At 61.7% G+C, this 18,911-nt stretch carries 22 protein-coding genes and 1 other RNA gene; 19 read left to right on the top strand and 4 right to left on the bottom strand.

All coding sequences use genetic code 11. From position 1 onward, the window contains the following. Positions 1-638 precede the first annotated feature (638 nt). The 13 genes from ACMHYJ_RS08535 to arsH all read left to right on the top strand — a co-directional run bounded on the left by ACMHYJ_RS08535 (position 639) and on the right by arsH (position 11,578). Entirely contained in the window at positions 639-761 is a 123-nt protein-coding gene (locus ACMHYJ_RS08535; protein WP_414245793.1) for a hypothetical protein, read from the top strand. Between the two features lie 74 nt (positions 762-835). Continuing rightward, positions 836-2,587, top strand: coding sequence for a multicopper oxidase family protein (locus ACMHYJ_RS08530; RefSeq protein WP_414245792.1), 1,752 nt, complete (start codon positions 836-838; stop codon positions 2,585-2,587). Positions 2,588-2,596: 9 nt separating this feature from the next. Then, a complete protein-coding gene (locus ACMHYJ_RS08525) occupies positions 2,597-3,784 on the top strand; it encodes a protein-disulfide reductase DsbD family protein (protein WP_414245791.1) in 1,188 nt (395 codons plus the stop codon). After that, entirely contained in the window at positions 3,781-4,296 is a 516-nt protein-coding gene (locus ACMHYJ_RS08520; RefSeq protein WP_414245790.1) for a protein-disulfide reductase DsbD domain-containing protein, read from the top strand. Before ACMHYJ_RS08525 ends, ACMHYJ_RS08520 begins: the two co-directional genes overlap by 4 nt. A 96-nt stretch (positions 4,297-4,392) precedes the next feature. Beyond that, entirely contained in the window at positions 4,393-4,827 is a 435-nt protein-coding gene (locus ACMHYJ_RS08515; protein ID WP_414245789.1) for a DUF411 domain-containing protein, read from the top strand. A 242-nt stretch (positions 4,828-5,069) separates the two neighbouring features. Then, positions 5,070-5,402: an ArsR/SmtB family transcription factor gene (locus ACMHYJ_RS08510; RefSeq protein WP_414245788.1), complete on the top strand. Its 333-nt coding sequence runs from the start codon at positions 5,070-5,072 to the stop codon at positions 5,400-5,402. A gap of 12 nt (positions 5,403-5,414) precedes the next feature. After that, positions 5,415-5,861 carry an ArsI/CadI family heavy metal resistance metalloenzyme gene (locus tag ACMHYJ_RS08505; RefSeq protein WP_414245787.1) on the top strand — a complete coding sequence of 149 codons (447 nt, stop codon included), beginning with the start codon at positions 5,415-5,417 and terminating at the stop codon, positions 5,859-5,861. 11 nt (positions 5,862-5,872) lie between these two features. Next, positions 5,873-6,370 (top strand): arsenate reductase ArsC, encoded by a 498-nt coding sequence (locus ACMHYJ_RS08500; protein WP_414245786.1) that lies wholly within the window; start codon positions 5,873-5,875, stop codon positions 6,368-6,370. Between the two features lie 12 nt (positions 6,371-6,382). Further along, entirely contained in the window at positions 6,383-8,149 is a 1,767-nt protein-coding gene (gene arsA / locus ACMHYJ_RS08495) for an arsenical pump-driving ATPase (protein ID WP_414245785.1), read from the top strand. Then, a complete protein-coding gene (gene arsB, locus ACMHYJ_RS08490) occupies positions 8,146-9,201 on the top strand; it encodes an ACR3 family arsenite efflux transporter (protein ID WP_414245784.1) in 1,056 nt (351 codons plus the stop codon). Before arsA ends, arsB begins: the two co-directional genes overlap by 4 nt. Before the next feature lie 3 nt (positions 9,202-9,204). Next, positions 9,205-10,410 (top strand): MFS transporter, encoded by a 1,206-nt coding sequence (locus tag ACMHYJ_RS08485; RefSeq protein WP_414245783.1) that lies wholly within the window; start codon positions 9,205-9,207, stop codon positions 10,408-10,410. Positions 10,411-10,437: 27 nt separating this feature from the next. Further along, positions 10,438-10,860, top strand: a complete 423-nt coding sequence (arsC, locus tag ACMHYJ_RS08480) for an arsenate reductase (glutaredoxin) (RefSeq protein ID WP_414245782.1) — start codon at positions 10,438-10,440, stop codon at positions 10,858-10,860. Next, positions 10,853-11,578, top strand: a complete 726-nt coding sequence (arsH, locus tag ACMHYJ_RS08475; RefSeq protein ID WP_414245781.1) for an arsenical resistance protein ArsH — start codon at positions 10,853-10,855, stop codon at positions 11,576-11,578. The genes arsC and arsH overlap by 8 nt, the downstream gene beginning before the upstream one ends. Positions 11,579-11,762: 184 nt before the next feature. Here the strand turns inward: arsH and ACMHYJ_RS08470 are convergent, their stop codons facing one another. Beyond that, positions 11,763-11,999: a transcriptional regulator gene (locus ACMHYJ_RS08470; protein ID WP_414245780.1), complete on the bottom strand. Its 237-nt coding sequence runs from the start codon at positions 11,997-11,999 to the stop codon at positions 11,763-11,765. A gap of 888 nt (positions 12,000-12,887) precedes the next feature. Between ACMHYJ_RS08470 and ACMHYJ_RS08465 the strand changes: the two genes are divergently transcribed. The 3 genes from ACMHYJ_RS08465 to ACMHYJ_RS08455 all read left to right on the top strand — a co-directional run bounded on the left by ACMHYJ_RS08465 (position 12,888) and on the right by ACMHYJ_RS08455 (position 14,530). Beyond that, on the top strand, positions 12,888-13,115 hold the full coding sequence (locus tag ACMHYJ_RS08465) for a helix-turn-helix transcriptional regulator (RefSeq protein WP_414245779.1): 228 nt from the start codon (positions 12,888-12,890) through the stop codon (positions 13,113-13,115). 102 nt (positions 13,116-13,217) lie between these two features. Then, positions 13,218-13,499: an excisionase gene (locus tag ACMHYJ_RS08460; RefSeq protein ID WP_414245778.1), complete on the top strand. Its 282-nt coding sequence runs from the start codon at positions 13,218-13,220 to the stop codon at positions 13,497-13,499. Then, complete coding sequence (locus ACMHYJ_RS08455) at positions 13,424-14,530, top strand: Arm DNA-binding domain-containing protein (protein WP_414245863.1); 1,107 nt, start codon at positions 13,424-13,426, stop codon at positions 14,528-14,530. The genes ACMHYJ_RS08460 and ACMHYJ_RS08455 overlap by 76 nt, the downstream gene beginning before the upstream one ends. 103 nt (positions 14,531-14,633) lie before the next feature. Here the strand turns inward: ACMHYJ_RS08455 and ssrA are convergent. Beyond that, positions 14,634-14,998, bottom strand: a transfer-messenger RNA (tmRNA) gene (gene ssrA / locus ACMHYJ_RS08450). Between the two features lie 113 nt (positions 14,999-15,111). Here ssrA and ACMHYJ_RS08445 point away from each other — a divergent pair. From ACMHYJ_RS08445 to ACMHYJ_RS08435, 3 genes are all read left to right on the top strand, one after another. Then, complete coding sequence (locus ACMHYJ_RS08445) at positions 15,112-16,005, top strand: zinc-dependent peptidase (RefSeq protein WP_414245777.1); 894 nt, start codon at positions 15,112-15,114, stop codon at positions 16,003-16,005. Between the two features lie 136 nt (positions 16,006-16,141). Then, entirely contained in the window at positions 16,142-16,480 is a 339-nt protein-coding gene (locus tag ACMHYJ_RS08440) for a virulence factor (protein WP_414245775.1), read from the top strand. Positions 16,481-16,543: 63 nt separating this feature from the next. Then, positions 16,544-17,254 (top strand): dienelactone hydrolase family protein, encoded by a 711-nt coding sequence (locus tag ACMHYJ_RS08435; RefSeq protein WP_414245774.1) that lies wholly within the window; start codon positions 16,544-16,546, stop codon positions 17,252-17,254. Positions 17,255-17,305: 51 nt separating this feature from the next. Here ACMHYJ_RS08435 and ACMHYJ_RS08430 read toward each other — a convergent pair whose 3' ends face one another. Then, the gene (locus ACMHYJ_RS08430; protein WP_414245773.1) at positions 17,306-17,875 is read right to left on the bottom strand and encodes an NADPH-dependent FMN reductase; all 570 of its coding nucleotides are present in this window, start codon (positions 17,873-17,875) and stop codon (positions 17,306-17,308) included. A 131-nt stretch (positions 17,876-18,006) separates the two neighbouring features. Further along, positions 18,007-18,882, bottom strand: a complete 876-nt coding sequence (locus tag ACMHYJ_RS08425) for a pirin family protein (protein ID WP_414245772.1) — start codon at positions 18,880-18,882, stop codon at positions 18,007-18,009. Positions 18,883-18,911: the final 29 nt, after the last annotated feature.

Here is an 18,911-nt window from a genome sequence, read left to right as displayed (position 1 = left end):
GGGCCATTTCGCCGCCGCTGTCTATCCGCGACTGTCGTTTTCTGATCTGACAATCCGCCGCAACACCTAATCGGTAAGCGGTCACCCGTAGTCCGTCTCCTGCTGCGCGCGTGCCAGCCTAATCGGCTGCGCCCGTCCATGCGCGGGCCGCAGCGGGCTGCAATCAGACAACAGACCCCGAGGGCCCGTTTCGGCTGGCGCTCCCGGATCTCCAGATCACAAGAGGAACACATGATGAAAACATCTTCGACAACTATCTTCGACACACCCCAACGGGTTGCCTTCGGCAACTGGGCCGCTCGCCACAAGTTTTGGCTGGGTGCCGCATCCGGCGCATTTGTCGCAGTGGGCCTGACGGCTGGCTGGGACCGGCTGGCAACCCTTGGAGCGCTCTCCACACTTCTCGCGGTGCTGCCCTGCGCACTCATGATGGGCCTCTGCATGAAGATGATGAAGCACACGGACTCGAACGGCGCATCGTGCTCTGGCACTCAACCAGATCGGACGGCTGAGCCCGCCAGTCCTGACCAAACTGCCCTCCAGGCACCGCAAATAGAATTCTCACCGGCGCGAGTTTTGGAACAGGACCATGCGCCCATGAAAGCTCCAACTACCCTGGCTGAACCTGGAGCGAATCGATGATGGGCGGCAGCGTGACGTGCGGCGGCATGATGGGGTTGATGGGTATCGGCGGGCTGCTAGTGCTCGTCCTCCTCATCCTTCTGATCGCGGCACTCATCAAATACCTATTCAAGAAGTAGGCGGGTGCGGACGGCTGTGACGCTCGGATTCCCCGCATCGTCTGGTAGCAACAGGCATCGATATAGAGGTCAGCATGACAACACATCACTTCATCACCCGCCGCACCTTTCTGGGCTATGCCGGCACAAGCGCCGCAGCGCTTCTCGCCGGCTTGCCGCCGGTTGAAGCAACTCCTGTCACGAAAGAGGGAGGCAATGCCTTTGAACCCGACGTCGCGCTGGAGTTGACGGCCAGCCCTCAAAGCGTTGCACTGCGCTCGGGGCCCGCGACGCCCGTGTGGACCTACGAGGCGCAAGTGGTAAAAGGCGACCCGGCAAGCGTGCATGCATCCCCCGGCGGGTACCTCGGGCCCACCCTGCGCGTGCGACGCGGCCAGAAGCTGCGCGTCGACTTCGTGAACCACACCGACCAGCCCAGCATCGTCAACTGGCATGGGCTGCATGTGCCGGCCGACATGATGGGGCTGCCGCGCTACGAGGTGAAACCAGGCGAGCACTACCGCTACGAATTCGAGGTGCGTGACCGCGCAGGCACCTACTGGTATCACGCGATGGCCGCCGGCCACACACCCGAGCAGGTGTACTTCGGGCTTGCCGGGCTCCTGCTCGTGACGGACGATGAAGAGCAGGCCCTGGCGTTGCCCCGTGGCGAATACGATGTGCCGCTCGTCATCCAGGACCGAATCTTTGGGGACAACAACCACCTGCACTACCTGGCTGGCACGGGCCCCGAAGCTGCGCCCGCGCACGGCTCCCCACCCCAGGCGCCCGGAATGGGGAGCAGCACGAGGGGCGGCTCAGGCATGATGGGCGGCCAGGGCATGATGTCAGGGGACGGGACGAGCGATGGCATGATGGGTGGCATGATGTCGGGCGGCATGAGCGGCATGATGACCCGCATGATGGGGTTCTTTGGCGACACCATCCTGGTGAATGGCAAGCCCGATGCCACGCTCAAAGTCGCCACGCACGCCTACCGCCTGCGCGTGCTCAACGCATCGAACGCTCGCACCTACAAGCTCGGCTGGGAAGACGGCCGGCCACTGACGGTGATCGCCACCGGTGGCGGCCTGCTTGAACGCCCCGTACAGAAAGACTACGTGATGCTCACCCCCGGCCAGCGCATCGAGCTCTGGGCGGACTTCAGCCAGGACGCAGTGGGCACACAGCTCGCGCTCATGAGTCTCGCCTTCGATGGCATGTCGGGCATGATGGAAAGCACGATGGGCGAGGGGATGATGGGTGGCGGCATGATGGGAAACATGATGAGCCGCATGATGAGTGGTTCATCCCTGGCCGACGGCGCGCGCTTTGTGATCCTCAAAGTGGCCGTGACACAAAAGGCAGACGAAGTACTCGAGCTGCCGCAGCACCTTTCCACACTCACGCGGCTGCGGGCTGAAGACGCGGTGAATCGTGATCACCCCCGGATCTTCCGGGTGACCATGGGCCACATGCGGTGGGGCTTCAATGGCCGCAGCTTCCAGATGAACGAGGTCACGCCCGACGAAATCGTGAAACTTGGCACGACCGAGGTCTGGGAGTTCGTCAACAACATGATGATGGCGCACGCCATTCACCTGCACGGCCTGCAGTTCCAAGTGCTGGAGCGGCGCAATAGCCCGCAGGGTGTGGGCGTGGTCGAGGGCTGTGTCGACGACGGTTGGGAAGACACCGTGCTTTTGATGCCCAACGAGCGGGTGAAGCTTCTCATGCGTTTTGCAGACTTCACCGGAAGCTATGCCTACCAGTGCCACATGCTGGAGCACGCGGCGATGGGCCTCATGCGTGATTACGAGGTCCAGCCAGCGCAAACGCCAGCGTGAGGCCCTGAAATGTCTTCCTGGCTTTTCACCCAGATTCTGCTCGCCATAGGCGCAGGGCTCCTCTTGAATCTGACGCCCTGCGTGCTACCAGCCGTCCCGCTCAAGGTTCGCGCGGTGCTGAACGCCACGGGCGACCACCTGAAGGTCCGTATCGCATCCGCCGCGCTCTTCACGGCAGGATCGGTGCTGTTCTTCGCTGCACTGGGCATTGCCACCGCCCTATTGCAGTGGCAATGGGGAGTGCTGTTTCAATCGCGCGCCCTGTTGATCGTTCTCGGTACTGTGTTGACGGCGTTTGCTGCGATGAACTTTCTCGGGCGCGGCCTACCTGTCCCAAACGCCGTCGCCACTTTACGCGGGGGAAAATTCCTTGAACCTTTTTTCTCCGGCCTCATTTCAGCGCTACTTTCGACGCCCTGCACGGGTCCCCTCTTGGGCGGTGTCCTGGTATTTGCGCTTGCCCAGCCAGCGGCCAATATCGTCGCCCTCTTCGTGTCGATCGGCCTCGGGCTTGCACTCCCCTATGTCGTGCTACTCCTTCGCCCCGGCCTTTTGAAGCACCTGCCGCGTGCAGGCGCCTGGACGGAAGTCATTCGTCAGAGCTTTGGGTGGCTCTTGCTTGCGGCGGCGCTTTTCTACCTCCAAAGCGTCCTCCCGGCCTCGTGGGTGGCGCCTCTCTGGGCCGCCTTGTTCGCAGGGGTGCTCGCCTGGGCGGCCTACCGCTTCTGGCGCGCGGCCGATCGTGGCTCACGCGCCGTGGCGCTCTCCGTGAGCGTCATCGCCCTGGCTTCCGCCTACGCCGGGGCAGGCCCCGAGAAGTCCCCCGGCCACATGATCGCCTGGCAACCGCTACGGGCGGCCGATGTTTCCGCACTGCCTACGCTCGGGCGCCCCGCCATCGTGGAATTCACAGCGCAGTGGTGCATCAATTGCAAGGTGCTCGAGAAAACCACTTACGAGGACAGCACCGTGGTTCAGGCCGTTGCCCGCTCGGGCGTTGTTGCGTTTCAGGCAGACCTGACGCACCCCGATCTGGCACTCGAGCACCTGCTCGCTTCCTATGGCGGCGTGGGTTTGCCGTTTCTTGCTGTTCTTGATCGCGAGGGGCGCAAAGTGCGGGATTTTTCCGGCTTGTTCACGAGCGCAAGTCTGGTGAAGGCATTGAAAGCAGTAGGACCTCAGGAGGATCTTGAATGAAAAGCAGCAAACGCAGGGCGGCAACCCTAGGGGTGGCCCTCATTCTCGCAACAGTGGGCGTGCTCTTCGGTTGGCGCCAGCTCTTTGCACCACCCACCGGGTCTGCTGCTGACTACGCAACAGCAGCCAGCAGCGGTTTCATGGATTCATCGACACATGTGACCGCCTCTCTCACCAGGACTGGAGCGGATGGCGTCGTGACCTTGCATATTGGCAAGGATTGGCACGTCAACGCCAACCCCGCCTCGCTTGAGAATCTGATCGCCTCGACGATCATGATCGAACATAACGGCTCGCAACGTGCGGCGCAGGCCACCTACCCGCCCGGAAAGAGCAGCGACATCACGATCGATGGCACGGACATCCTGGTCTACGAAGACGGTACGGTCATCCCTGTGAAAAACCTGGACAGTACGCCAGGCGACCATATGCTGGTGCGCGTCCAGGCCTGCAACACGCAAGGCATCTGCCTCGCGCCTGCGACGATTGCTGTTTCAGGCGATCAGACTTGAAGCGCCTGGGCCACCCGATCCAACCGCAACGGGGGTTGTTCCCATGACACGCCCCTCTTTGCATCTTTACAACAATCTCTCTACAGGAGCATCACCATGCGTCATCTCAAAACATTGGTTCTCGCACTCGCCCTGGGCTTTCCACTCTCGGCGATGGCTGCCGGCATTCCGGTCAAAATGTACAAAAGCCCTAACTGTGGCTGCTGCGACCGATGGGCTGAGCACCTTGAAGCTAACGGTTTTACGGTGGAGACCATTAACACGACAGCTCTCGCTTCGGTCAAGGAGAAGTACCACATACCGACCAATCTGGCGGGTTGTCACACTGCGCTGGTAGAGGGGTATGTAGTGGAAGGTCTCGTGCCCGCCAAGTACATCAAGCAGATGCTGGCCGACCATCTCCCCATCAAAGGACTCTCCATCCCGGGGATGCCCGTGGGTGCCCCCGGCATGCCAGGCACCGCCGCCGGGCCACTGAGCGTCTACACGCTGGGGACCGGCCCAGCACCCAAGGTATTCGCCACTTTCTAAAGATTGCTTCGCCCCGCCCTGGCGCAACCCGCAACTAATCGCGCCGGGAGGAGAAGCCGATAGGGTCATTTCGTTAATCCGTCATGAAGAAACATCTCCGGGACACACTTTGAAAACGTCGCTATTTTCGACTGCTACAACTGGCTCATTTCCCCCGAACGTAGCCGTGCGTTTCGGAAGCGGCAGGCGGTTCATCCTCGCAAGGATTCACATTGATTCGATAAATGCTGTATTATCGAATCATGAACGAAGCTCAAATCATCTCTGCCCTCGGTGCGCTGGCCCACACCCAGCGACTACGCACGTTCCGTGCTCTGGTTGTCGCCGGCCCCATGGGTCTGACGCCCAGCGTCCTGGCTGAGCAGCTTGATGTCGCGCGCAACACGCTGTCCTTCCACCTGAAGGAGCTGTCTCATGCTGGTCTGGTCACCATCGAACAACAGGGCCGCAACCTGATCTATCGCGCCGACTTCGCCCAGATGAACGACCTGTTGGGTTACATGACGGAGCACTGCTGCCAAGGCGGTACATGCGAAGTCACCGATTCTTCTTCCTCCTGCAACACGTCCTGCTAAAAGGAACTCACCATGAAGCGCTTTCACGTCCACCTGCACGTTGATGACTTGACGCGCAGCATCCACTTTTACTCCCAGCTTTTTGCCGCCCAACCCACGCGAGTCGAGGACGACTACGCCAAATGGATGCTCGAAGACCCTCCGGTGAACTTCGCTATTTCCACGCGCGGAGACCAGCCGGGCATCGACCACCTGGGATTCCAGACCGACGATGCTGAAGAACTAGCCACCCTGAAAGCCCGCGCACAGGCAGCCGACATGGCATTGCTCGACGAGGGCACCACAACCTGTTGCTATGCGCGCAGTGAGAAGCACTGGGTTACCGACCCGCAAGGGATTGCTTGGGAGCACTTCCACACGCTGGGCAACATTCCGGTGTTCCACGAAGCAACCCCGGCCACCACATCGGCGGACACTCCGGTTTGCTGTGCTCCAAACTCCCATTCCTGCTGCAATTGAGAGGGCGCCCCATGACTACGGATGCCCCGTACAACGTGCTGTTCATCTGCACGGGCAACTCCGCCCGATCCATCCTGGCTGAGGGTCTCCTGAACGAGCTGGGTGAAGGCCGCTTCCGCGCATATTCCGCAGGCAGCCATCCCAAGGGCGCAGTGCATCCGCTTGCACTCGCTACCTTGGAGCGGCTGCACATGAAGACGACCGGCTATCGCAGCAAGAGTTGGGATGAATTCGTGGCGCCTGGGGCGCCGGTTTTTGACTTCATTTTTACGGTCTGCGATAACGCCGCCGGTGAGGCATGCCCATTCTGGCCAGGCAAGCCGGTCTCGGCCCACTGGGGCGTGCCCGACCCGGCGGCGGTCGAAGGCAGCGAAGAAGAACGGCTTAAATCATTCAAGGATGCGGCGCTGATCTTGCGTCGGCGCATCGAGTTGTTCCTGTCGCTCCCGCTGCAACGACTGGACGCCATGTCTCTGCAACGTGAACTGCGCACCATCGGTCAGCGGTAGGAAGGACCACACATGCATTTTCTGACTCAACCGCCGCGTTTCCTTTTCTTCACGGGAAAGGGAGGCGTCGGCAAAACCTCCATCGCCTGCGCGACGGCGGCGCAACTGGCCGCCGAAGGCAAGCGCGTACTGCTCGTCAGCACAGATCCGGCCTCCAACGTGGGGCAAGTGTTTGGCGAGCTGATCGGGAACCACATCACGGCAATTGGCGCCGTGCCGAACTTGTGGGCGCTGGAGATCGACCCGCAAGCGGCGGCGCAAGCCTACCGTGATCGCATCGCTGGACCTGCGCGTGGTGTTTTGCCCGATGATGTGGTCAAAGGTATCGAGGAATCATTGTCAGGCGCCTGCACCACGGAAATTGCGGCCTTCGATGAGTTCACGTCCTTGCTGATCGATACGGCGCTGACGCGGGACTACGAGCATGTGATTTTTGACACGGCTCCCACGGGCCATACCATCCGCCTGCTGCAACTGCCGTCGGCGTGGAGCGGGTTCCTGGAAGCGGGCAAAGGCGATGCCTCGTGTCTTGGCCCTCTGGCAGGGCTGGAGAAGCAGCGCAGCCAATACAAGGCCGCCGTGGAAGCCCTGGCCGATCCCCTGCGGACCCGTCTGGTTCTGGTGGCTCGCGCGCAACGTACTGCGTTGCAAGAGGCCGCGCGCACCCACGAAGAATTGAACGCCATCGGCCTGTCGCAGCAGTATCTGGTCATCAACGGCATTTTTCCCGCTGATGAGACCAAAAACGATGCGCTGGCCGCTGCTATCTACGGTCGAGAACAGGCCGCGCTGACCACTATTCCGCGGGCGCTTCAAGGTCTTCCCCAGGATCGGATTGCACTCAAACCGTTCAATCTCGTGGGTCTCGATGCCCTGCGCCATCTGCTGATTGATACGAACCCGGCCCAGTACGCCGAGTGCTCCGATCCACCTGTCCATCTAGACGCGCCAAGCCTGTCCGGTCTGGTCGATGAGATCGCTGCTGACGGGCACGGACTCATCATGGTGATGGGCAAGGGAGGGGTGGGCAAGACCACACTGGCCGCCGCCATTGCCGTGGAGCTTGCAGATCGGGGACTACCCGTGCATCTGACGACATCCGACCCTGCCGCGCACCTCACTGATACCTTGGAAGGCTCTCTCCCCAATCTGGTGCTCAGCCGCATCGACCCCGAAGAAGCCACGACTCGCTATCGCCAGCATGTGATGGAGACCAAAGGCGCGAAGCTCGACGCCGAGGGCCGCACTCTGTTGGAAGAAGATCTGCGCTCCCCCTGCACCGAGGAGATTGCGGTGTTCCAAGCGTTCTCCCGCGCCATCCGCGAAGGGGGCAGGAAGTTCGTGGTGATGGATACCGCCCCCACTGGCCACACCTTGCTGCTGCTCGATGCTACTGGCGCGTACCACCGCGACATAGCCCGGCAGATGGGGGAAACCGGCGTCAACTTCACGACGCCGATGATGCAACTGCAGAACCCCAAGCAGACCAAGGTGATCATTGCGACGCTTGCTGAAACCACTCCTGTGCTGGAGGCGGCCGACTTACAGGATGATCTGCGCCGTGCCGGCATCGAGCCGTGGGCATGGGTCATCAACAATAGCGTGGCGGCCGCGCACCCGCAGTCTGCGCTGTTGCGTCGGCGTGCGCACAACGAACTGCAGGAAATTGATGCCGTCGCTAAAAAGCACGCGCGGCGCCACGCTGTGGTGCCCCTCCTCACCGAAGAACCTGTCGGGGTGAAGCGTCTGCTAGCCTTGGCAAAATGGAAAGCACCATGAATCGGAATACTCCCGCACCCATGAGTCTCTTCGAGCGTTACCTGACGCTGTGGGTTTTCTTCTGCATCGTGCTGGGCGTCACCCTGGGCCAGTCTGCACCTGGTGTGTTCCAGGCCGTGGGACGCCTGGAGATCGCTCAGGTCAATCTTCCGGTTGGCATCCTGATCTGGGTGATGATCATTCCCATGCTGCTCAGGGTGGATTTCGGTGCACTGGGGCAGGTCAAGCAACACTGGCGCGGTATCGGCGTGACGCTGTTCATCAATTGGGCGGTCAAACCGTTTTCCATGGCTCTGCTGGGGTGGTTGTTCATCCGGCATGTCTTCGCCGCGTGGCTGCCCGCCGATCAATTGGACAGCTACATCGCCGGCCTGATCCTGCTGGCGGCCGCCCCCTGCACGGCCATGGTATTCGTCTGGAGCCGGCTTACCGATGGTGATCCAGCGTTCACGCTGTCGCAGGTGGCCTTGAACGACACCATCATGGTGTTTGCCTTCGCTCCCATCGTCGGCCTGCTGCTGGGCCTGTCGGCCATCTCCGTGCCCTGGGACACCCTGCTGGTGTCGGTCGGCCTGTACATCGTGATCCCGGTCATCCTGGCCCAGCTCTGGCGCCACGCCCTGCTGGCCCGAGGGCAAGCGACCTTCGATGCTGCGCTGGCCCGCATCGGGCCGCTGTCGATGGCGGCGCTGCTGCTGACGCTGGTGCTGCTCTTCGCGTTCCAGGGCGAGGCCATCTTGCGCCAGCCGCTGGTGATCGCCATGCTGGCCGTGCCCATCCTGATCCAGGTGCTTTTCAATTCCGGCCTGGCCTATTGGCTCAATCGCCGCGCGGGTGAGCAGCATCGCGTTGCCTGCCCCTCCGCGCTGATCGGTGCGAGTAATTTCTTCGAGCTGGCCGTGGCTGCGGCCATCAGCCTGTTTGGCTTCGAGTCCGGCGCGGCGCTGGCCACGGTGGTCGGCGTGCTGATCGAGGTGCCGGTGATGCTGCTGGTCGTGCGGATCGTCAATCAAAGCAAGGGCTGGTACGAAGCCGGCGCCCGGCAGGGGTAGGCCATGGCGGGAGCGCCAGTCCGCGTCGTAGGATCACTGGGTGTTGCTCAAACGCTGGCCTGGGGGTCTTCGTACTACCTGCCGGCTATGTTGGCGGTGCCCATGGCTCAGGAGTTGGCCATAACTACGCCGACGGTCTACGCGGCATTCTCGGGCGCCTTGGTCGCCTCGGCACTGGTCGGGCCTGTGGCTGGCCACGCGATTGATCGCTGGGGCGGTCGTATCGTCTTGGTTGGCACCAATCTTCTATTCGCCTTGGGGCTTGCCATGCTGGGCCTCGCTCCGGGACTCTGGGTGATGGTCGCCGCCTGGATGGTGATTGGCGTTGCGATGGGTTCGGGTTTGTACGAGGCGGCGTTCTCCAGCCTGGTGCGGCTCTATGGCCGCGATGCCCGCAGCGCGATCACCGGCATCACGCTGATCGCCGGTTTTGCCAGCACGGTGGGGTGGCCGTTATCCGCCTGGATGGAGGCCCAATTCGGCTGGCGGGGAGCCTGCTTCGGCTGGGCCGCCATCCATCTATCGCTGGGACTGCCGTTGAATGCCTGGCTGCCGCGCGCATCGGCTGTGGCCAAGGCCGATGGGTCGCAAGAAGAAGACCAGTCTGCCGTGATTTCCGCTGAACCAGCAGAGCAAAACCGCTCCAGGATGGTCACTGTCGTCCTGGCCTTCGTCTTTGCCGCGACCTGGTTCATCAGCACGGCCATTGCTACGCACTTGCCCCGTATGCTGGAGGCGACCGGCATGACACTGACAGCGGCGGTCGGCATCGGTGCGCTGATCGGGCCGGCGCAGGTGGCCGCTCGGATGCTTGAGTTCGGCTTTCTGCGCAACGTCCACCCGCTGCTGTCGGCGCGCCTGGCAACGCTGGCCCATCCGATCGGCGCCGTGGTTCTACTGGCTACAGGGCCTGCGTTAGCCTCGGTGTTCGCCATCCTGCATGGCGCAGGCAACGGCATTCTGACCATCGCCAAGGGCACCTTGCCGCTTGCGCTGTTCGGCGCCCAGGGCTATGGCGCCCGCCAAGGCTGGCTGATGCTGCCGGCGCGGATAGCTCAAGCCCTCGCTCCGTTTCTATTTGGGCTGGCCCTCAACGCTTGGGGAGCGAATGCCTTGTGGTTGTCCGGCGCCATCAGTGTGGCGGCGTTTGGCGCCTTGATGCTGCTGCGAATGTCGCCGGTGCCATCTCAGGTCCATCAGCCAAGCTAAATTTTGAGTTTTGTTTCTGGAGGCTTTATGAGTTCCATCACCATTTACCACAACCCTGCCTGCGGCACGTCGCGCAACGTGCTGGCGCTGATTCGCAATAGTGGCGAAGAGCCCACCATCGTCGAGTATCTGAAGACACCCCCCGATCGAGCTACGCTCACCAAGCTGATTGCAGAGATGAGCGTATCGGTACGCTCGGTGCTGCGCGAAAAGGGCACACCCTATGCAGAACTGGGCCTGGGAGACCCAAAGTGGAGCGATGAGCAGTTGATCGACTTCATGCTTCAGTACCCCATTCTGATGAACCGGCCCATCGTGGTCACGCCGCTGGGTACACGCCTGTGCCGTCCTTCGGAAGCCGTGCTGGACATCTTGCCGCAGCCGCAGCGCGGTGCGTTCAACAAGGAAGACGGCGTAGCAGTTGTGGACGCGGAGGGTCGGCGTGTCTGAGTTTCGACTGGATCTGCCCAACGTTGATACCACATTGTTCCAACAGCCGGACAAGCAGCAACTGCTGACGCCAGAACGGCGGGCGACGCACGCGCCACGCTTCTTGTTGCTCTACGGTTCGCTACGGGAGCGTTCGTTCAGCCGTCTGGCCGCTGAAGAGGCGGCACGCACCCTGCGCGCGCTGGGCGGTGAAACGCGAATGTTCAATCCTTCGGGGCTACCGTTGGTGGACGATGCACCGGCAGACCACCCCAAGGTCCAGGAGCTGCGCGAACTGGTGCAATGGTCTGAGGGTATGGTATGGAGCTCGCCCGAGCGCCACGGCGCAATGACCGGCCTGATGAAAACCCAGATCGACTGGATTCCGCTGTCCGTGGGCGCCGTGCGCCCGACCCAGGGCAAGACCCTGGCGATCATGGAGGTCTCAGGCGGTTCGCAATCCTTCAACGCGCTCAACCAGATGCGCATATTGGGCCGCTGGATGCGCATGCTGACCATTCCCAACCAGTCCTCGGTTGCCAAGGCCTACCAGGAGTTCGACGAAGCCGGTCGCATGAAACCGTCCGCCTATTACAACCGCATCGTGGACGTGATGGAAGAACTGATGAAATTCACGCTGCTCACGCGCGACGTGGCACCGTATCTGGTGGACCGCTACAGCGAACGCAAGGAAAGCGCCGACGCTCTGAGCCAACGCATGCAGCAGGCAGCGATCTGAACTTTCAAAGGACCAAGTGGCTAAATAAGACGGAGCACTATCCCCGCCTAAACGAAGCAGCCTGTCGCACGCCGAGTCTCAATATCGCCACCCTCCCCGAATCACACACAAGACGATTTCTCGTAGTTATATCGAACAGAGTTCCACGCCATACGCAGCGGCTTATAGTCACTTAACCGGATCGTCAGCCCTCGCCCCGCAACTCTGGCCAGATCTTCCACCAGTCATCCGGGCGCAACTGCTTCCGGGTGACCTCTCCCCCCGTCAGCTCCTCGATCTCCACGCAGCGAATGATCGGCACCGGGCGACTACCGGCCGCCCAGCCGCTGACGACAGGCACGGGTACGCCTAGCTTATTGGCGAGCTTGGTCATTCCGCCCATCACAGCACAGGCGTCACGGACTGGTTGAAAATCGGGCATATGCACCTATAACCATGTTAAGTACATGGATTCTATAAGATAAATCCGCTACAGAGAGACTGCGGAAACTAGTAATTTGTACCTATCCATCGTCGGAAAGTTCAGCACCACTGGCCGAACTTGTAACGACCGGTCAAATACCCCTACAGCCAGCATGAAACAAGCTGAACCAACCTGAACCATGACACGGTATCCAGCCCATAGGGCAAGGGCAGATTACAAGTACGGCCGACCGTGGTCACAAGCCCAAACAAATTGCCCTTCACGCGTAGCGCTCACGCATAGAGGGATCAGCTAAGCTCATTTACACCTTAGTAGAGCCTTGAATTGATTGTAAAAACAACCAACAAATTTGCTATTGACAAGACTTATGCTATTGGTAAGAATCTAGTCATCTGCCTCACGCAGATCTGCTCTTTAACAAACCGCAAGCGATGAATACTGCGCCCTGCCCGATTACTCGGCACGCGATTGCGCAGCAACCTGTAAGGCATCGGGGTTGAAGTAAAACCGATGAAATCCGCGATCTGCAGCCGGCCCCTCGCGTGGGGCGTGGATGGCTGCAGGCTGCGGGGACTTCCCCGAGCGGAAGCGCCCGAAGCGTTCATCAGGATGCTCACCATCAGAAATGGCGACGTAATTTCATGACGACGGCAGGAAAGACTGCAGCCCTCGGCACCCAGGTGACCCGGACGACCGGACCAGCACCTGGCGCTGCCAGGGGCGATCAAAGCACCCGACCCCCATCGTGGCATCTTGGCGGGTCGGCCCCAGGGCTCCAGCGAGCCCGCTTTGGCAGACGTCCATCGGGCGCCTACCCAAGCGGCACCAAGCATTTGACGACATCGGCCTGACTGTTTTCACCCGGCCACCTCGAAGGATCGACGCATGACAATGGCAAGCACTCTGACCATCCACGCAGCGCAACCTCCCACAAGCAGCCCCCTGCTCTACCGTATTCGCGTTGCAGAGAACAAACTGGGCGTCTCACGCTCCACCATCTATCGGCTGGTCAACGAGGGCCAGCTGGAACTGATCAAGATCGGCAGCCGATCCAGTCGCATCACGGCGGCCAGCGTACATGCCTTGATTGAGCGCAGCAAAGGGCTCGCCTGACTGAACCCACCCACGTCGCACGAGCTGCACATCACTTATCTGAAACAGGCACCAGCCAGTCATTTCGCTGAGAGACTGGCAGCTTATACCCGAGGCAGTAAGATGACCATTCGCTACATCACAATCATTCAATTTGCCAAGCTCTCAGGCTATACAGAAAACGCCATCCGAACGAAGCTGCGCGACGGCGTTTGGCGCGAGGGCCACGAATGGGTCAAAGCACCCGACGGGCGGATTCTGATCGACACGGAGGGTTACGACGCATGGGTAGGGACGGAAGGGGTGTTGCCGCCGCCTCGGAAAGCAGTATTCAAATCACGTTCCAGTACCGGGGCCGCCGCTGCAGGGAAAAGATTCGGCTCAAGCCCACGCCCGCTAATCTGAAACGTGCAGAACGCCACCGCGCAGCAATTCTGGTGGCCATCGAGGCGGGCACCTTTGACTACGCCGCCACCTTCCCCGACAGCTCCAATGCCGCTCGGTTTGCCGACCTCCCGGGCCAGGTGCTCACGACAGAGAAGTATCTGACCGACTGGCTGCGTGGGCAGGAGAAGCATCTCAAGGCATCCACCTACGAGGGCTACCGAAAGATCGTGGATTACCAGCTGATCCCGCGCCTGGGCCAGATCAAGCTGGCTGACATCAAACGGCGCGATCTCCGCGACTGGATGGATGAGATGGACGCCAGCAACAAACGCTTGGCAAACATCCAGAGCGTGCTGCGCAAGGCCTTGTCCGATGCCGTTGAAGACGAGCTGTTGGACGACAACCCGCTGACACGATATACCTACCGAAAGACCCAGCCACCGATCAAGCGTGACACGGTCGATCCCTTCACACCAGCAGAGCAGCGAGCCATCATTGAGAAATGCCTGCCGCCCATGGCCAACCAGGTGCAATTTGCACTGTGGTCAGGACTACGCACCAGCGAACTGGTCGCCTTGACCTGGGACGACATTGACTTCCATCGAGGTGTCATCATCGTCGATAAGGCCCTGACACAAGCAGCGAAAGGAACGATTGAGGACACCAAGACCCGTGCCGGTCGGCGCGAGGTCAAGATGCTGGGCCCCGCGCGTGCCGCTTTGCAGGCTCAGAAAGCACACACACGCTTGGCCAGCGGCCCCGTCTTCGTCCATCCCGTGAAGGGAACACGATGGAACGGAGACCAGGAAATCCGGAAGTACTGGGTGAGGCTGTTGCGCCTGGCCCAGGTACGATACCGGCGCCCCTATCAGACACGCCACACCTACGCATCCATGATGCTATCGGCTGGTGAACACCCCATGTGGGTGGCACGGCAGATGGGCCACAGCAACTGGGCCATGATCATCCGGGTTTATGGGAAATGGATGCCGTCCGCCGACGACCAGGCGGGCAGCAGAGCCGAGGAAAAATTTGCTGTGGCCAAATAAAAAGCGTGTCATTTATCGTGTCATTCTGAGGCTGAAACCACCCCAAATAACCCCGAAATAATGACACGCCAGAATTGCAAGTTATTGATTTTAAAGATAAAACTGGTGGAGCCGGGGGGAATTGAACCCCCGTCCGCAAGCCCTCTGCAAGTAGCTCTACATACTTAGTTGGCCTATTTTGAGTTTTAGCCTTGGATCATGCCGGACAACAGGCCCTTCCGCAGCGATTCACACTGATTTAAAGTCCAACCCAGTGGCCTGGCCGAACCCGATTCCCTGTAGATGACGCTGCTGTGGGTTTTACCCCACCCGACCCAGGGACAGATCGGTGCAGCGGCTCACCGCTTAAGCGGCCAGAGCGAAACGCTCGTCGTTGGCGTTTATAGTTTTCCAGTGGATTTACGAGCGAACTGGTGCTCGGTATGCACTATCTTGTTTTGTGACCCACGTCGAAGCCATGTCGGCCCCAGACTTGTTCATTATACCGGCATTTTTCGGATAATGAAATTACAATCGGGGGTCATGAGGATGCTACGCTACACTTTCGTCGCCCTGTCGGCCGCCCTACCCAGGATATCGCCATGCTGCGCTGGCTGACGGGGCGCGATGCCCGGGATCGGGAATTTGAACAAGCCCTGGCCGCGCTGGATGCGCGGGTCTGGCCGCCCCTGCTGGCGCGGCACGCATTCCTGCGGGGCCTGGATGCGCAGGAAACCGAAACGCTGCGCCGCCACACGGCCTGGATTCTGGCGAATAAGGCCTTCCACGGCGCGCACGGCCTGCGGGTGACGCCGGACATGCGCCACTCGATCGCGGTTCAGGCCGCCCTGCCGATCCTCGGGCTGGACACTTCGCTGTACCGGGGCTGGACGCAGATCGTGGTCTACCCGGGCGGTTTTCTGGTGCGACGCACTGAAACCGACGAAGCGGGCGTAGTGCACGAATATGAGCAGGAAACCTCCGGGGAATCCTGGGAAGGCGGCCCGATCATTCTGTCCTGGGAAGATGCGCGTGCCGGGATGGACGCGCAGGCGAACGTGGTGATCCATGAATTCGCCCATAAGCTCGATCAGCGCGATGGCGGCGCGGACGGCATGCCGGGGCTGCGCGCGCACCGGTCGCTGGATCCGCGCCGCTGGCGCGAGGTGCTGGATCTGGTTTTCGATGATTTCAACGACTGGGTGGACGACATCGAGGCGCGCATCCCGTCCGACGTGGACCCGGAATCCGACGCCGCCGCCCCCTGGTATGCGGAACTGCCGCTGGATCCCTATGCGGCACAGGATCCGGCGGAATTCTTCGCGGTCAGTTCGGAAAGCTTCTTCATCGAGCCCTGGGCCATGGCGACGGCCTGGCCCGACTGGTATCAGTTGCTGGCGCAATATTACCGGCAGGATCCGCTGCGCCGCCTGGAAGCCGCCGACAGCCAACACCCGGATCGGTGCTTCCCGAACGGCACGCCCAGGCATGGGTAACAAACGTGCGGCATTGTTCCCGTCGCGCAATAAAGCCACCTGGCTGTAGCTTTTCGATGCGACTATCCTCCGAGTATTCACAATCCGGCCACCGGGCCGGGCCACAATGGGGGACTCGATCTTGCAGGACAATCCCATGAAAAAGAGTATCGTTGCGGCCGCCGTATTCGCCGGCGCGCTGATGGCGGGGCCAGCCGCCCATGCGGGTGATGTGGACATCGGTATTTCCATCGGCATCCCCGGCGTCACCCGGGGCGGCCCGACCTACTACTATGCGCCGCCACCACCGCCACGCCGCAGGCACCACCACGACCGACCGCGTGTGGTCGTGGTGCCGGGGCCCGCCTACGTGGCCGGGCCCGGCTACCGCCCAGGCTGGGCGGATCGCGGCCACTACGACCGCCATCCGCATCAATACCGAAAGGAAAACTGGAAGCACAACCGGGGGCATCGCGGCCACGGTCGGAATGACTGATCCCCGGCGTCTTGCCTTAAATACGCATTCGCTCGAAAATGAAACGTTTTCAAGGGGATTCGCATGGACATCACCATCACGGCCAGTGACGGCCACGTCTTGGACGCCTACTTGGCCGGGCCGGAAGACGCGCCGGCGGGCGTCGTGGTACTGCCGGAAATCTTCGGTATCAACGCGTACATCCGCAGTGTCGTCGACCGCTATGCCGAACAAGGCTACCGGGCCATCTGCCCTTCGTTGTTCGACCGTGAAACGGCCCCCCAGCGCGGCCTGCAGCTGACCTACAGCCCAGAAGACGTGCAGCGCGGGCTGGGCTACAGAAAAGCCATCGCCGACGACGCCGCGCTGCTGGACATCGAGGCCACGGCGGCGGCCCTCACCGGGCAAACCACCAAACTGCTGACGGGATACTGCTGGGGCGGCTACCTGGCCTGGCGCGCCGCATGCCTCAGCCACACCTTTGCCGCCGCCGCTTGCTGGCACGGCGGGGGGATCGCCAAGCACTGCGGGGACACCCCGCGCATCCCGGTGCAAATGCATTTCGGGGCACAGGATCACGCCATTCCGCTATCGGATGTGGAACAAATCCGGGCGGCGCAGCCCCAGGTGGACATCCATGTGTATGCGGACGCCGGGCATGCCTTCGGGCGCATCGGCACCCCGGCCTACCGGGCGCAATCCGCCCAGCAAGCCTGGGATCGTACCCTGACGTTTTTTGCCGCCGGGCAGTCCCAAGGCAAAAACGCCCCCTTGGGGGGCAGCAAGGGGGCATAGCCCACGCAGCGTGGGGGCATTTTCCCCGTCCACCACCGCTGACCGTCCCGGTCAGGCGGCCTCGGCCACGCGCCCTTGCAGGCGCCGGGTCTGGGCCGCCAGCGCGGCCAGCAGCTGATCCAGGCCTTCGCGCGACAGCAGATCGGTCAATTGACCGTTGGCGTCGAATTTTTCGTGGGCCGCCGAAACAAACAGCTCGGGCTTGTTCAGCGGGTGCACGTCCAGGTAGATCAGCACTTGGCGCAGATGGTACTGGGCCCGGGCGCCGCCCAAGCCACCCATCGACGCGCTGGCGATGGCGATCGGCTTGCCCTGAAACGGCGCGCTGGGCACGCGAGACAGCCAATCAATGGCGTTTTTCAGGACGCCGGGGATGGAATAGTTGTATTCCGGGGTGGCGATCAAAAAGGCATCGGCCTGGGCGGCCTGCTCGGCAATGCGCTGCACCGAGGCCGGAAAACCCTGGGCCTGGATGTCGCCGTTGTACAGGGGAACATCGGACAGGTCGGCAATCTCGATGTGCATGCCCTGGGGGGCTTGGCGCTGGGCCTGCTGCAACAGCAGGTGATTATAAGAACCCTGGCGCAGGCTGCCGCCGATGGCGAGAACACGAATAGACATACAACAACTCCATAACACACGCCCAACGGGCGGATAAGATGATCTGCGCCCAAAACGGGGCAGGAAAAAAAGACAGCGGCGACCCGCCCGAAATCCGGCACGGATCGGGGTGCGGCAAGCCGGAAGCGCAATCAGGCGGCTTCGGTCAAGACGCCGTCGCGGTAGTCCTGCAGGGCTTGCTCGATTTCCTGCTGGGTGTTCATGACGAACGGGCCATACTGGGCGATGGGCTCGTTGAGCGGCTTGCCCGCCAGCAACAGAACACGCACCCCATCGGGGGCGTCCGCCGCGGGGGCGACCCGGATCACATCGCCTTGCGGGCCATACCAGACCGAATGCCCGGCGGGGATGGCGTGCGCGCCCCCATCCAGCCGGCCTTCAAACACATACAGCAAGGCCTGATGCGTGGCGGGCACGGGGATGTCCACAGACTGTCCGGCCATCACGCAGATATCGGCGATCAGCGGCTGGGTGACCGACGCCACCGCCCCCTGGCCCGGGCCTTTCAGAGGGCAAGTGGCCCAGGGAATGGTGCCCGCGATCAGCTTGATGAAGCCGCCCTCGGGCAGGGGCGCGGTGGCGATCTGCGCGGCCGGGATGTCACGGTAATGGGCGGGCTGCATTTTTTCGGCCGCCGGCAGGTTCAGCCAGATCTGGAAACCGCGCAGCAGGCCGTTTTCCTGCTGCGGCATTTCCTCGTGGATGATGCCCCGTCCCGCCGTCATCCATTGGACGCCGCCGGCCTTCAGATCGCCTTCGTTGCCCAGGTGGTCGCGGTGGCGCATGTGGCCGTCCACGATATACGTAATGGTTTCAAAGCCGCGATGCGGGTGCGGCGGGAACCCCGCGATATAGTCGTCCGGGTCGTCCGACGAAAAGGCATCCAGCATCAGGAAAGGATCCATGCGAACCTGGCGCTGATAGCCCAACGCCCGCAGCAGGCGCACACCGGCGCCGTCCTGGGTCGCTTGGGCGGGCAAAACCTGAGTAATGGAACGAATGCTCATGGATGGACTCCTGTCGATGCTTGGCCGGG

Origin of the sequence: Castellaniella hirudinis, from assembly GCF_047468865.1 — a bacterium.
Classification (GTDB): Bacteria; Pseudomonadota; Gammaproteobacteria; order Burkholderiales; family Burkholderiaceae_B; genus Castellaniella; species Castellaniella hirudinis_A.
This window is presented reverse-complemented; position numbering and strand designations above follow the sequence as displayed.

What these genes read in the sequence shown, in the direction of transcription:
- ACMHYJ_RS08535 (WP_414245793.1), top strand. Translation starts at nt 639, where the DNA reads ATGATGGGCGGCAGCGTGACGTGCGGCGGCATGATGGGGTTGATGGGT.
- ACMHYJ_RS08530 (WP_414245792.1), top strand. Translation starts at nt 836, where the DNA reads ATGACAACACATCACTTCATCACCCGCCGCACCTTTCTGGGCTATGCC.
- ACMHYJ_RS08525 (WP_414245791.1), top strand. Translation starts at nt 2,597, where the DNA reads ATGTCTTCCTGGCTTTTCACCCAGATTCTGCTCGCCATAGGCGCAGGG.
- ACMHYJ_RS08520 (WP_414245790.1), top strand. Translation starts at nt 3,781, where the DNA reads ATGAAAAGCAGCAAACGCAGGGCGGCAACCCTAGGGGTGGCCCTCATT.
- ACMHYJ_RS08515 (WP_414245789.1), top strand. Translation starts at nt 4,393, where the DNA reads ATGCGTCATCTCAAAACATTGGTTCTCGCACTCGCCCTGGGCTTTCCA.
- ACMHYJ_RS08510 (WP_414245788.1), top strand. Translation starts at nt 5,070, where the DNA reads ATGAACGAAGCTCAAATCATCTCTGCCCTCGGTGCGCTGGCCCACACC.
- ACMHYJ_RS08505 (WP_414245787.1), top strand. Translation starts at nt 5,415, where the DNA reads ATGAAGCGCTTTCACGTCCACCTGCACGTTGATGACTTGACGCGCAGC.
- ACMHYJ_RS08500 (WP_414245786.1), top strand. Translation starts at nt 5,873, where the DNA reads ATGACTACGGATGCCCCGTACAACGTGCTGTTCATCTGCACGGGCAAC.
- arsA (WP_414245785.1), top strand. Translation starts at nt 6,383, where the DNA reads ATGCATTTTCTGACTCAACCGCCGCGTTTCCTTTTCTTCACGGGAAAG.
- arsB (WP_414245784.1), top strand. Translation starts at nt 8,146, where the DNA reads ATGAATCGGAATACTCCCGCACCCATGAGTCTCTTCGAGCGTTACCTG.
- ACMHYJ_RS08485 (WP_414245783.1), top strand. Translation starts at nt 9,205, where the DNA reads ATGGCGGGAGCGCCAGTCCGCGTCGTAGGATCACTGGGTGTTGCTCAA.
- arsC (WP_414245782.1), top strand. Translation starts at nt 10,438, where the DNA reads ATGAGTTCCATCACCATTTACCACAACCCTGCCTGCGGCACGTCGCGC.
- ACMHYJ_RS08470 (WP_414245780.1), bottom strand. Translation starts at nt 11,999, where the DNA reads ATGCCCGATTTTCAACCAGTCCGTGACGCCTGTGCTGTGATGGGCGGA.
- ACMHYJ_RS08465 (WP_414245779.1), top strand. Translation starts at nt 12,888, where the DNA reads ATGACAATGGCAAGCACTCTGACCATCCACGCAGCGCAACCTCCCACA.
- ACMHYJ_RS08460 (WP_414245778.1), top strand. Translation starts at nt 13,218, where the DNA reads ATGACCATTCGCTACATCACAATCATTCAATTTGCCAAGCTCTCAGGC.
- ACMHYJ_RS08445 (WP_414245777.1), top strand. Translation starts at nt 15,112, where the DNA reads ATGCTGCGCTGGCTGACGGGGCGCGATGCCCGGGATCGGGAATTTGAA.
- ACMHYJ_RS08440 (WP_414245775.1), top strand. Translation starts at nt 16,142, where the DNA reads ATGAAAAAGAGTATCGTTGCGGCCGCCGTATTCGCCGGCGCGCTGATG.
- ACMHYJ_RS08435 (WP_414245774.1), top strand. Translation starts at nt 16,544, where the DNA reads ATGGACATCACCATCACGGCCAGTGACGGCCACGTCTTGGACGCCTAC.
- ACMHYJ_RS08430 (WP_414245773.1), bottom strand. Translation starts at nt 17,875, where the DNA reads ATGTCTATTCGTGTTCTCGCCATCGGCGGCAGCCTGCGCCAGGGTTCT.
- ACMHYJ_RS08425 (WP_414245772.1), bottom strand. Translation starts at nt 18,882, where the DNA reads ATGAGCATTCGTTCCATTACTCAGGTTTTGCCCGCCCAAGCGACCCAG.